Annotated in this window: 10 protein-coding genes; 5 read left to right on the top strand and 5 right to left on the bottom strand. The window is 58.6% G+C overall.

Annotated elements, in window-relative coordinates; translation table 11 throughout:
• Window positions 1–74: 74 nt before the first annotated feature.
• Entirely contained in the window at window positions 75–371 is a 297-nt protein-coding gene (locus AB4Y89_RS01400; protein WP_442299127.1) for a hypothetical protein, read from the bottom strand.
• A 142-nt stretch (window positions 372–513) separates the two neighbouring features.
• On the opposite strand from AB4Y89_RS01400, the gene AB4Y89_RS01395 reads away from it, so the two are divergent.
• Window positions 514–1,176 (top strand): riboflavin synthase, encoded by a 663-nt coding sequence (locus AB4Y89_RS01395; RefSeq protein ID WP_442299126.1) that lies wholly within the window; start codon window positions 514–516, stop codon window positions 1,174–1,176.
• 187 nt (window positions 1,177–1,363) lie between these two features.
• On the top strand, window positions 1,364–4,390 hold the full coding sequence (locus AB4Y89_RS01390; protein WP_442299125.1) for a serine/threonine-protein kinase: 3,027 nt from the start codon (window positions 1,364–1,366) through the stop codon (window positions 4,388–4,390).
• A gap of 48 nt (window positions 4,391–4,438) precedes the next feature.
• On the opposite strand, the gene AB4Y89_RS01385 is transcribed toward AB4Y89_RS01390, so the two are convergent.
• From AB4Y89_RS01385 to AB4Y89_RS01370, 4 genes are all read right to left on the bottom strand, one after another.
• Window positions 4,439–5,299, bottom strand: a complete 861-nt coding sequence (locus AB4Y89_RS01385) for a GNAT family N-acetyltransferase (RefSeq protein WP_442299124.1) — start codon at window positions 5,297–5,299, stop codon at window positions 4,439–4,441.
• Window positions 5,300–5,599: 300 nt separating this feature from the next.
• Window positions 5,600–6,850, bottom strand: coding sequence for a transcription termination factor Rho (rho, locus tag AB4Y89_RS01380; protein ID WP_442299123.1), 1,251 nt, complete (start codon window positions 6,848–6,850; stop codon window positions 5,600–5,602).
• Between the two features lie 159 nt (window positions 6,851–7,009).
• The gene (locus AB4Y89_RS01375) at window positions 7,010–7,228 is read right to left on the bottom strand and encodes a DNA-directed RNA polymerase subunit omega (protein ID WP_442299122.1); all 219 of its coding nucleotides are present in this window, start codon (window positions 7,226–7,228) and stop codon (window positions 7,010–7,012) included.
• A 501-nt stretch (window positions 7,229–7,729) separates the two neighbouring features.
• Window positions 7,730–9,307: a YifB family Mg chelatase-like AAA ATPase gene (locus tag AB4Y89_RS01370; protein ID WP_442299121.1), complete on the bottom strand. Its 1,578-nt coding sequence runs from the start codon at window positions 9,305–9,307 to the stop codon at window positions 7,730–7,732.
• Between the two features lie 106 nt (window positions 9,308–9,413).
• On the opposite strand from AB4Y89_RS01370, the gene AB4Y89_RS01365 reads away from it, so the two are divergent.
• The 3 genes from AB4Y89_RS01365 to AB4Y89_RS01355 all read left to right on the top strand — a co-directional run bounded on the left by AB4Y89_RS01365 (window position 9,414) and on the right by AB4Y89_RS01355 (window position 12,778).
• On the top strand, window positions 9,414–10,349 hold the full coding sequence (locus AB4Y89_RS01365; RefSeq protein ID WP_442299120.1) for a HEAT repeat domain-containing protein: 936 nt from the start codon (window positions 9,414–9,416) through the stop codon (window positions 10,347–10,349).
• A gap of 80 nt (window positions 10,350–10,429) precedes the next feature.
• Window positions 10,430–11,815, top strand: coding sequence for an L-serine ammonia-lyase (locus AB4Y89_RS01360; RefSeq protein ID WP_442299119.1), 1,386 nt, complete (start codon window positions 10,430–10,432; stop codon window positions 11,813–11,815).
• Between the two features lie 252 nt (window positions 11,816–12,067).
• Window positions 12,068–12,778, top strand: coding sequence for an RsmE family RNA methyltransferase (locus AB4Y89_RS01355; RefSeq protein ID WP_442299118.1), 711 nt, complete (start codon window positions 12,068–12,070; stop codon window positions 12,776–12,778).
• Window positions 12,779–12,822 lie beyond the last annotated feature (44 nt).

The following is a 12,822-nucleotide window of genomic DNA, read 5'->3' as shown; positions in this document are numbered from 1 at the left end:
GGCGTTTTCATTTAGGAAAACGCCCATAGATGCACAAGCCCTGCACTACACCTACAGGAGAAATGCTCTAGCCCTCAGTTTGAGGGCCCGTCCGCCGGAAAGTCCTCGAAGGTCTCTTCGGTAAAGGCATCCGTTCCCGATTGAAGGAGTATGTTCCATATCCGGCTGTATTGCTCCTTCATCTTCCCCCGCATTACCGGATCGGCAAGAGCGCTCTCCTTGGCCTGATGAACCTCCTGGAAGGTCGCGCCTTTGGCGATTGCCAGCTTTTCACAAGCAGCGGACTCGATTGCCAGCTTCTCGATTTCGCCGGCGAGCCGTTGCAGCAGCTCCTGAAACAGTAGGAATTTGGCGTTGGTGTCGTTTCCCATAGTGACGCAGCCCTCCTCAACTGGCGGCCTACCCAAAATACAGGCTCTATACCAGGTTCGTAGATGGAATAAGGAGACTTCTGCAAAACCTGCTCCACTGCGGGACTGACAGGAGTTTGATGGCACGCCCTAAAATAGGAACATGTTCACAGGCCTGATTGAGACATTGGGGACCATCCAGACCGTTACTCCTACCGATGGTGCTACCCGCATCACATTGCAAGCTCCGGTCTCACTGACCTCGCGCCTGAAGGATGGTGACAGCGTCTCCGTCTCCGGCGTGTGTCTGACGGCCCTCGATATCGCCGAAGGCGTATTCTCTGCCGATCTGGCAGCAGAGACCATCGCGCGCACCTCGCTGTCGCGTCTCGCACCGGGCCACATCGTGAACCTTGAGCTGCCGACTCCGGCTGGAACTCCGCTGGGAGGACACATCGTGCAGGGCCACGTCGATGCCACCGGCACACTGCTGGAGCTTACGCCGCTGCACCCTGCCATGCCCGAGCACTCGGACTGGCGGTTGCGAATCCAGGTGCCGGTTGCCCTGACGCGATTCATCGTAGAGAAGGGTTCCATCACCATCGAAGGCATCTCTCTTACGGTCGCGGCCATTGAGGTCGATGTAGTCACCGTCGCCATCATTCCCCACACCTACGGCGCCACGAATCTGCATGCGCTCAAGGCAGGCGCCGAGGTCAACCTCGAAACCGACGTCCTGGCACGCTATGCCGAACAGATGCGGTTACAGTCGCTGGCTGCGACCGGAACGCTGACGGAAGCCGGGCTGATCGCCCGGGGCTATTAGAGCGTTTTCCCTGTTGCTGGGTATTCCGGAAGGGGCGTGCAGCGGCGTTTTCATTGCAGAAAACGCCATAGATGTTGAGGCTCTACATTACACCCACAGGGAAACGCTCGAATCACCTTCCCCTAGTTAGTTAGCTGCTGTACCATTCGCGTATCCCATTTTTGTCGCACTTTGATTCCCATCTGCCATGCGTACCTGCATTGTTTGTACCGCTGAGTTACCGGAGACTCCTGGACCTTGCCCTGTCTGCAAGTCCGAGCCGGTCTATCGAACAGCAATTGCCGTTGCAGAATCGGGCCCCGGCATCAACGGAGCGACACCTTACGGAGCAACGCCGACGCCTTCTTCAGGTACATCGAGCTCTTCAGCGGAAGAGGCGACGCTGCTCTCTGTTCCCAGCCAGTACCTGACACCCGCAGACGAGATGGACACGGGCATCTGGGCGGAAGAGACCCTGGTGACAGGTGACGCGACGCCTACGCCTCCGCTGCCGACGCCTACGCCCTTCAGCAGCCTTCCGGGCGTGGTTGCACCGCCTTCTCCTACTCCAGTGCCCTCTTCCCTGGGCGGTGATGTCTCTACGGGAGGAACACCGACGCCGAGTGACCTACCCGTCAGCCACAGTCATAGCGGCGGCACGCCGATGTCTGCCAGGCCTTCGGGAGCGACCGGCGGTTCAACGCCTTCCGGCAGTCAGACATCGCTCGACGAGCAGGAGCTGGTTCCAGGCACCTTGCTTGTCGGACGCTACCGCGTCGTATCGCCTCTTGGGCGGGGCGGCATGGGCCGCGTCTATCGCGCCGAAGACCTGAAGCTCGGACAGACCGTTGCGTTGAAGTTTCTGCCTCCGGCGATGTCGAACGATCCAGCCTGGCTGGCCCGCTTCTTTGCCGAGGTTCGCACCGCGCGGGAGGTAACCCACTCCAACGTTTGCCGCGTGCACGATATCGTCGAGATTCCGAATCCCCACGGACACTCCGTTCACTTCCTGACGATGGAATACGTGGACGGCGAGAATCTCTCCGCTCTCCTCAAGCGCTTCGGCCGCCTGCCTACACAAAAGGCCATCGAGATGGCCGCGCAGATCACGGCGGGCCTGGCGGCAGCACACTCCAAGGGAGTGCTGCACCGCGACCTGAAGCCGGCCAACATCATGGTCGATGGACGCGGCCATGCCAAGATCACAGACTTCGGCCTCGCCGTTGTCGCCGGAGAGGGCCGCTTGAACGAGGTCGCGGGAACTCCCGGCTACATGGCTCCTGAACTCTTTACCGGAGGGCAGGCCTCGGGACGGTCGGACCTGTTTGCCCTCGGCATCGTTCTCTACGAGCTCTTCGCCGGACGGCAGCCATGGAATACCAAGAACTACAAGGAGCGCCAACAGGCCGCACCCGCGCCCCTGCGCCGTTATGCTCCAAAGGTCCCCAACGACATCGAACGGGTGATCATGCAGTGCCTCTCCACCACAGTCACTGACCGGCCCATCTCCGCCGCATACATGATGCAGGAGTTCCCTGCCGTGGATCTGGTGGCCTCGGCCATGGCACAGGGAGAGACGATCTCGATCGACGCTCTCACGTCGGCCGCGAATGAGTCAGAGCTGCCGCTGTTGCGCGCCTGGACACTACTTGGAATTACCCTTCTCGGTTTTGTGAGCTGCTTCCTGTTCGCACCGAAAGCCACAACGCTAGGCGTTGCGCCGCCGGCTCTGTCGTACGACGAGATGCTCCATCGCTCTCAAGAGCTGTTACGTGAACTGCATATTCCCGACCGCGCCAGAAATACCGCAGCCTGGCTGCAGACCAATGGAAGCATCGCCGAGTACTATCAGACGGATCCAAAGAAGATGGCCTCAGCCAGTGAAGGCCCGCTCATTCTCACCTACAGGACCTATCGCGATTCCCTGTTGCCAATCCAGTTGAGCCCCAGGAACCTGCCGACGCAGACCGATCCGGCGGCGAACCGCCCGGGAATGGTCTCCATCGACGTTGACTCCAACGGCCGGCTGATCCGGCTGGTCAACATGCCTGCCCAGGAAGAGCTGAACGCGCAACACGACGCCAAGTCCACGGACTGGAATGCGGCCTTCGCCGCCGCGGGACTCGATCCGAAGCTGATGCATGAGGTCACACCAACCATTACGCCTCCGGTTGCGATGCACGAGCAGCGGGAATGGGTCGGAACCTACCCTGGCCATCCGGAGATAGAGGTCAGCTTCACTGCCAGTTCCTGGTATGGCAAGTTCACCTATCTCCGCGTGATGCCGCCGTGGAACAAGCCGCTGTCGGTCGCGAAGGGGCTTATCGCAGCAACGTGGAGCCAGATCTTCCTCTATCTCGCCTTCTTCGCCACCGCCATTCCCCTGGTGCGTCGTAACCTCGCCATGCGTCGCGGTGATACACGCGGCGCTTACACGCTGGCCTCGGGAGTCTTTCTGCTCTTTGTCGCCGCTGCCTTCTGCGGGTTCAAACCAACGGGCAGTCCGGATGCGACGTTCTCGTGGCTGTTGACCAAGCTGTCGTATGGCCTGCTGACGGCCAGCATCGCCTGGCTGGGCTATGTTGCCATGGAGCCGTTCGCCCGCCGCCGGGTTCCACGTCTGCTGATCAGCATGGCTCTGTTGCTCAAGCGCCAGTTCACCTCCCTTACGGTGACACGTGACATCCTGCTCGGCGTCAGCCTTGGCGTTGCCTGCGCCGGCGTCGAGTTCGCTCTCACCGCATTGTTCAAACCCTGGATCCATTCCATCGAACTCTGGGAGGCTGAACCGTTGCTTCTTGGCGGTCCGATTCCCTGGCTCAATACTGTGCTGATCCTCGCCGGCACCGTGCTGGTGAACACGGTTCTCGCCATTCCAGTCTTTGTCGCATTACGAGCCGTTCTGAAAAAGACGTATTTCGCCGCGGCGATCCTTGCGGTCATCATGCTGCTGGCTCATGTATCGGCACACGGAGACTGGTGGAGCCTGCTGGTGGAAGCGGTATGGGCTGCCATGCTTACATTCCTCATCTCGCGTGTAGGCGCGCTCGCGGCCGCAGTCTTTGTCTTTACGTCCAAGCTGTTGGAACAACTTCCCTGGACTGTCGATCCGGAGCACTGGCTGGCTCCGCCGATGTATACCGGGGTCGTCGTGATCACTGTGTTGATGCTCTGGAGCTTCTATTACGCCATCGGCGACCAGAAGGCCTTCGGCTTTATCAAGCTCGACGATTAAGACCGCTTTCTAAGGTACTGCATCGTTGCAGCACCTTAGGAATGCACGCTACGACTCAAACCGATAGAGGATTGCCTCGCCTACTGCTTTGTATCCGATCTTGCGGTAGATGGAGTTCGACGTAGGATTACCCAGGTCCGTGTAAAGAATGCAGCGGTAGCCCGCGTTGGTGAGAAGCGCGGAGACGGCGTGCACACAAGCTCCGGCGTAGCCACATCCTCGATGTTCCTTTGGCGTGTACACCGCCGAGATACGAACGACGCCTGCAATCGGCTTACTACTGACAGCCATCGAGACTGTGCCTCCGATATCCCACAGCCAGAGCCGCTCTTCGGCAAGCGCAGCATCGATAAAACTCTCAGCGTCCACGGAGTGCATATGCGTCTCGGTATAGAACTTCTGCAGCCAGCTCACTGCCAGATTCCGGTCGCTGTAATCACCCTTTCGGAGCTGCCCACCCACCGGAGCAATTTCATTGAGCCCGGCCAGCTGATAGATGCGGAACGCCTGCATGGGCACCGCTCCTGACCGGCGCCGCTCCGTCCATCTGCCAGCGAAGCTCGCGGCTGTTGCCACTTCGCCGTTCACTCCCGGCAGCATGATTCCCCGATCCGTGATGGCGTCGACAAGAGCAGCGGCTACTTCCGCTTCCATCGGCACCAGGAGAGCCGGAAACGTCAAAGGAGACTGAAGCGCCAGGCCAACAATCTGAGAATCGCGAAACGCTACCCAGTAGCGGCCCGGCTCAGGCAGAGCCAACCTGGTATCCACAATGGTCAGGACCAGATTATGAAGCACCGCACGCGACAAGAGAAACTCTTCGGCAACCGCCAGAAATGACTGCGGATCTTCATAAAAACGAACCCTGATATCCATACCATCCAGCTTATCGTCCGCCGTGTGAATCACTCCTCGCAACCACGCACGCGTTGACGACGCGTGGGCCACGCGTGGGTGACGCGGATAAAGATTCCCTTGTGCATCTTCCAGTAGAAAGGAAGGGACGGAATGGAAGAGAACCACGCGTCAAGCACGCTTGAACTCCGCCAGACTGACGCGTGCCGAACGCGTGGGGTTCTTGCAGAGCCGAAAAGCATCCTCAAACAGCAATGAAAAGGCGCAGCCCGAGGGCTGCGCCTTTTTCTCGCTCTCACCACCTGGACCGCACGCACCGCATACGCGGTTCTGCGCCAGAAGAGCGAAACGTGATTACAGTGAGTTCATGTTGTGCAGGAACTCGCTGTTGTTGCGAGTCTTGCTCAGCTTGTCGGTGAGCAGTTCCATTGCTTCCACCGGGCTGAGCGGATTGAGGACCTTGCGCAGGATCCAGATACGCTGCAGATCTTCCTTCGCGATGAGCAGCTCTTCCTTACGCGTACCGGAGCGCTGGATGTCGATCGCCGGGAAGACGCGCTTGTCGACCAGCTTGCGCTCCAGAATGACTTCGGAGTTACCGGTTCCCTTGAACTCTTCGAAGATGACTTCATCCATACGTGACCCGGTGTCGACCAGGGCCGTAGCGATGATCGTCAGGCTGCCGCCCTCTTCGATGTTGCGGGCTGCGCCGAAGAAGCGCTTCGGGCGCTGCAGGGCGTTGGAATCCACACCGCCGGAGAGTACCTTGCCGCTGGGCGGAACGATGGTGTTGTAGGCGCGTGCCAGACGTGTGATGGAGTCCAGCAGGATTACGACGTCGCGCTTGTGCTCTACCAGGCGCTTCGCCTTCTCGATCACCATCTCGGCGACCTGGACGTGACGGGCAGCGGGCTCATCGAAGGTCGAGGAGATGACCTCGCCTTTGACGGAGCGCTGCATGTCAGTCACTTCTTCCGGGCGCTCGTCGATCAGCAGAACGATCAGCACTACTTCAGGATGGTTTGCCGTGATCGAGTTCGCGATCGACTGCAGCAGCATGGTCTTACCGGTACGCGGAGGAGCGACGATCAGGCCACGCTGGCCCTTGCCCATCGGCGTCAGCAGATCCATCACGCGTCCGGAGATGTTATCGCGCACCGTCTCCATCTTCAGGCGTTCCTGCGGATAGAGCGGGGTCAGGTTGTCGAAGAGGATTTTCGAGCGGGTCTCTTCCGGAGACTCGAAGTTGATGGCCTCAATCTTGACCAGAGCGAAGTACTTTTCGCCCTCGTGCGGCGGGCGGACGTTGCCGCTGATGGTATCGCCGGTCTTGAGGTCAAACTTTCTGATCTGTGAAGGAGAGACGTAGATGTCGTCCGGGCCGGGCAGGTAGTTGTAATCGGGAGAACGGAGGAATCCGTAACCATCAGGCAGAATTTCAAGCACGCCTTCGGCGAAGATGTGGCCTTCCTTCTCGCTTTGGGCCTGGAGAATCTTGAAGATAAGATCCTGCTTACGCAGTGCGCTGGTCCCAGGAATTTCAAGGCTGCGCGCAAGCTTGCCCAGCTCCTGGATATTCATTTCTTTGAGTTCTGAAATCGTCATTGTTGCCTTTTGTACGTAAATTGGGGAATGTCTTGCTGCGGGCGGGAATGTCCACTGCGGAACGGCTGACTGCGATTTGCTGAAGGGGATGTTGCAGAAGAGGTACTACGGTGGAACTACGAACCAGATACAAGGAAGCGGCAAATGCCGCGGGGCCGATTAGGCCGCGCGGCGATTCTGCACGCGATCAGAGTGAGCCAGACTGGCGGTGCCATGGACCGGCGACTCTGTGCGAAAACGACCAAGAACTTCGTTCGTGGTGTCCTGAACACGGGTGTTGGGCTTGTGGAGCTTACGCGTGGCCTTAGAAGCGAGCTGGCAAAGCTGGTAACGATTCTTGACGTGCGTAAGTGCTCCAAAAATAAGATCTGAGCGCATACCTATTCCTCTCTATACCGGGGTGCAGTCCTCACCCGGCGCTGCTATCGACCGCAGACTTCGTTAGCTGCAAATCGTGTTTCTGTCTCAATAGACGGTGCACCGGTACTCCAGGATGCACCTATCTTTTGTCCGTTCGGGCGCACGCAAATCTGCGCTCTCTGTCTACATCCACATCTGCCTTTGTGGAGATGGCGCCGTGACAGATCCCAAGAGGAACCTCCAAACGGAACTGACGCCATGATCGGGGTTCTATCGCCCCGTGCTTAGATTTGAATTCGACTGGGTTACGCCTGGCCTGACGGGAAACCCTTTGGCCACCGTAGCGAACCGGGAAACCAGCCCGCCAACCGCGACCTTCCAGAAGGTAACGCCTAATCAGGGGCAAGGTCAATACTTTTTTCGGTATTCGGCGGAATTCGTTCCTTCCAAAAATGGAAGCTTTTTAGATCCATAAAATACAATAACTTACGAAGATGCTGCCCTGAAAACAGGGCAACATCAGGACCAGTACTGCCGGTCGAGTGTGCGATATTGGATCGCCTCGGCGATATGTGGCACACCGATCTGTGTTTCACCTGACAGATCGGCAATTGTCCGCGCAACTTTGAGAATGCGGTCATGCGCACGCGCGCTGAGCCCCTGTTGCTGCATGGCACGTTCCAGAAGACGTTCCGCGTCGGAGGCGAGCTCGCAGTGCAGGCGAATCTGCTGCGTCGACATCTGGGCATTGGCGTAGATCCTGCGGCCACGACGGGCGCCTTCCGGTGTCAAGGCAAAGCGTTCGTGCTGCCGTCGGCGTGCCTCCAGTACCCGGGCCCGGATCTCCTTTGAGCCTTCCGCTGCCGCTCCCGACCGCAGCTCCTTATATTGCACCGCCGGAACCTCGATGTGGATGTCGATACGGTCCAGCAGCGGCCCGGAGACCTTGGAGACATAGCGCTGGATCATGGGGGGCGTACACATACACTCGCGGCTCTTGTCGTTGAAGTAGCCGCAGGGGCATGGATTCATCGCAGCAATCAACATGAACCGTGCCGGAAAGCTCAGGCTCATGGATGCCCGCGAGATAGTCACGGTGCCATCCTCGAGCGGTTGCCGCATTACCTCCAAAACATTCCGCGGAAACTCCGGAAGCTCGTCCAGGAAGAGAACGCCGTTATGCGCCAGGGAGACCTCTCCCGGCCGCGGCACAGCTCCACCGCCAATCAAACCGGCATCACTGACAGTGTGATGAGGAGAACGGAAGGGACGATATGTCACCAGGCCAGTCTCGGCATTCAACACGCCGGCGACAGAATGGATCTTGGTCGTCTCCAGTGCCTCTTCAAACATCAACGGAGCCAGAACCGACGGAAACCGCTTTGCCAGCATCGTCTTACCGCTGCCTGGAGGTCCAATCATCAGCACGTTGTGTCCGCCCGCGGCAGCGACTTCCAGAGCGCGCTTCGCTGTATGCTGACCGCGTACATCGGAGAAGTCCGGCACCGCATCCTGAATCTCATCCAGCAGCGTGCTCTTATCCAGTTGCACCGGTGCGATACTCTCCTGCCCGGTAGCAATGCCGTTGATCAGTTCCCTTACTTCGATCAGGCTCCGCACCGGATACACCATGAGACCATCGACGACTGCAGCCTCGCGCGCATTCACCGTTGGAACCACCAGCCGCTTCACGCCCTTCTGCCGCGCAGCAACAGCTACGGGAAGAATTCCCTGCACCGCACGCACAGTGCCGTCTAACCCAAGCTCTCCGAGAAAGAGAAACTCTGTCAGATCAATCGGCTGCAATGCGCCATAGGCTCCGAGGATGCCGAGCGCGATCGGTAGATCAAACCCGGAACCTTCCTTACGAATATCCGCTGGAGCGAGGTTGATGGTGATGCGCACCGGGGGCATGTCGAAGCCGGAGTTGCGGATAGCGCTACGTACGCGATCACGGCTCTCTTTAACGGCAGCATCTGGCAGGCCGACGGTTGAGAAGGTCTCCGCGTCTCGGACCACTGTGGAAAAGTCAACCTCAACATCGATCAAATGTGCGTCGATACCGTAAACGGCAGCACTACGAGTTTTGAAGAGCATGTAAACCTGTGTTTCTCGAAGGCAGTAAATTCTTCCGACTATAGCATCCAACCAAGCAGTAGAACGCTGCAGGACTCTTCCCACTGCAAGCGCCGGAAAGACAAACATGAAGGTTTACACCTCTCCTTTGCGTCGGTCGCTGCATCTTCTTGCCTGGGTCGGCGGACTGATTGCTTTATTTCTCTGTCTCCACGCGGTTGCACCTGCGGAGATGCGGCACGCTGCAGAAGCAGATCCCGAATCACCGAAGGTCACCCCCTCACAGATCAATTCCGATGCCTGGAACCTCCTGGAGAAGGAGGCCTCCGAGAAGAAGACTGAGACGCTCGTTATCGTTGTCACTGCGCTTGGCGATCTCGGAGGAGAGCCGAAGGCACAGAAGATGCTGCTGGAAGCAATCGACAGCTCCGACCAGGACGTACGTATAGCTGCCATCGCCGCCATGGGGCAGACGAAGAACGCCATGTTCGTTCCGACGCTGCATAAACTGTTGGACGATCCCAAACCGCAGGTCGCCTTCACCTCTGCAAGCACGCTGTGGAGTATGGGAGACCACTCAGGACAAGATCTTCTCTTCGCAGTCGTTGAAGGCGACCGTAAAGGAAACGCGGGCGTGCTTGGCGGAGCGATTCATCAGGCCAATAAAGATGTGCACTCCCCTACTGAGCTCGCAAAGATGACGGCTCCGTTCTTCCTTGGTCCCTTCGGTATCGGCATCGCGGCGTACAACTATCTGCACAAGGCCGGCGGAGACAGTCCGCGCGTCATTGCGGCTGAACTGATCGCGCAGAACAAGACCCCGGAGGTCCGCAAGGAGTTGGTGGACGCGCTCGAAGATAAGGACCAGGAAGTACGGCTGACTGCGGTGCGTATGCTCGGCGACTTCCGGGATCCGGATCTCGCGCAGAATCTCATCCCTCTGTTTCTCGACAGCAAACCGGCGGTACGAATTACGGCTGCGGCGGCAGCCATTCGCCTGACCTCAGTGCGCCCCTCCGCTCCGATTGTTCCGAAGCATAAGAGCAAGACAGTAAAGCACTAGGGTGTTTCATCCATGTACTCTGAAAGGCAGAGCCGGCAGCTCTGCCTTTCTGCTTTGCAACGGCCGGCTAGTGAACGACCGTGAATACTTCTCTCTTTGAACTCTTCAAGATCGGCATCGGCCCCTCCTCCTCACACACAGTCGGTCCGATGCGCGCTGCTCTGCAATTCACGCAGCATCTGCGGCAAGCCGGCCTGCTTCCGCGGACCAGCCGGGTCTCCGTGGAACTCTTCGGTTCCCTGGCGCTCACCGGGCACGGACACGGCAGCGATAAGGCGATTGTGCTTGGTCTGTCGGGCGAAGCTCCAGATCAGGTAACACCCACGACCATCGAGCAACTCCTTACTGCCTGGCAAACGGATGGCCACATCCAACTGGCGGCGGATCATGCCGTGACACTGCGTGAAGGAGTGGAGCTTCTCTTCCTCCGCAACCAGATGTATCCCGATCCTGCAGTTCCCTCTCATCCGAATGGTATGCGGTTCACGGCGTTTGATGCGGAAGGCAATACGCTGCACCAGGAGACGATCTTCTCGATCGGAGGCGGCTTTGTAGTGCAGGCCGAGGACTTCGGACGGCAAAGTGCTGTTACCGCACGTAACGTACCGTATCCGTTTCACTCGGCGGCTGAACTGCTGCAGATTACCGCGCAACATGGCCTGACGATTGCACAAGCCATCATGGCGAACGAGGTCGCACTCGCCGGCAGTGAGGCAGTGGTTCGGGAGCGTATCCTCGCCATCTGGAAGGTGATGCAGCAGTGCACGGAGAAAGGCATCACGACAGAAGGCATTCTTCCCGGCGGTCTTAATGTACGCCGGCGCGCTCCGAGACTCGCGGCACGTCTACGCGCAGAGGGCAGTAAAGATCCGCTGGCGCCGATGGACTGGGCCACCGTCTATGCCATGGCGGTCAATGAAGAGAATGCCGCGGGAGGGCGTGTGGTCACCGCACCGACAAACGGAGCGGCGGGCATTATCCCTGCAGTCGCGCACTACTACCTGAACTTCATTCCGGATGCAGACGTTGAAGGTATTCTGCGCTACTTCCTTACCTCCGCCGCTATCGGTGTGCTCTACAAGGAGAACGCCTCCATCTCAGGAGCTGAAGTGGGATGCCAGGGCGAGGTGGGCGTTGCCTGCAGCATGGCTGCAGGCGGACTCGTCGCCGCATTGCAAGGCAGCAACGACCAGGTGGAACACGCAGCGGAGATCGCCATGGAGCACAACCTCGGCATGACATGCGATCCAATCGGCGGCCTCGTACAGATCCCATGCATTGAACGCAATGCGATGGGAGCCGTAAAGGCAGTGAATGCTTCACGCATGGCCATGCATGAAACAGAAGGCCACAAAGTATCGCTCGATCAGGTGATCAAGACGATGTATCAGACAGGTCTCGACATGCAATCGCGCTATAAAGAGACCTCGCTCGCAGGTCTTGCATTGAATGTCATCGAGTGTTGAGACGAGTTCGCATTCGGGTCGTCGCAAACTTCGTTACAACTTTCTTCACTTTTCTCTTGACACAGTTTTTTCAGACTTCTATACATTCCCTAGTTGCAAGTCGCGTTACTGGCTGCAACAGGGAGAATAGAGAGGCGACACGAACGGCGAAAAAGAAGACCGCCGGTAGTCAGCCTCCAACGTAAGGCAACAAACAAGGCAACACATGTGGGGAGCGCGACAGCGCTCCCCACAGTGTTTAAGCTGGATGTGATGACACGACGCCGCTGGATTGCCGATCGATGGAATGACGAACGAACCTCTGCTTCCCTGCTGGGAGAACAAGCGCAACACCTCGCACGAGTCCTGCGCGCCGAGGTCGGTCAGACCTTTGACGTCGTTGCAGGCGGCTTTCTGCATCGCGCAACCGTAGCGAGTGTCAGCGAGGATGAGGTTCGTTTCGATCTGCACGAAGAGCAGGAGATCGACCACGCACTTCCGGTCCATCTGCTGCTGGCGGTCTTCAAGTTCGACCGCATGGAGTGGGCCATCGAAAAAGCGACGGAGCTCGGTGTGGAGCGCATCACTCCCATTCTGGCTCGCCGCACAGAGAAACACCTGGCACAAGCCGCGGCCAAACGCGTCGAGCGCTGGCGACGCATTGCGCTGGAAGCCAGCAAGCAGTCGCGCCGCGCATCCGTGCCCGAGATCGGCGATCCCGAAATGTTGAAGTCCGCTCTCGGCAAAGAGACCTCCGCGATCAAAATCCTGCTCTCGGAGACTGAACAGCAAACCACCATTGCTTCCGCACTTCGCCAGACTGAGGCCACCGCACTCGCCATCGGTCCTGAAGGCGGATGGACATCTGAGGAGATGGCGATCTTCCAGCAGCACACCTGGACCCCGGTAACCATCGGTCCCAGAATTCTGCGGGCAGAGACGGCTGCGATTGCCGCGCTGGCGATCGCCGGAGCTTTTCTGTAACGCTAAAAGAGAAAGGCGCGGCTGATAGCCGCGCCTTCAATCCA

Source organism: Terriglobus sp. 2YAB30_2 (assembly GCF_052114765.1).
Lineage (GTDB): Bacteria > Acidobacteriota > Terriglobia > Terriglobales > Acidobacteriaceae > Terriglobus.
Note: the sequence above shows the minus strand (reverse complement) of the source record. Positions and strands in the feature narration are given on the sequence as shown.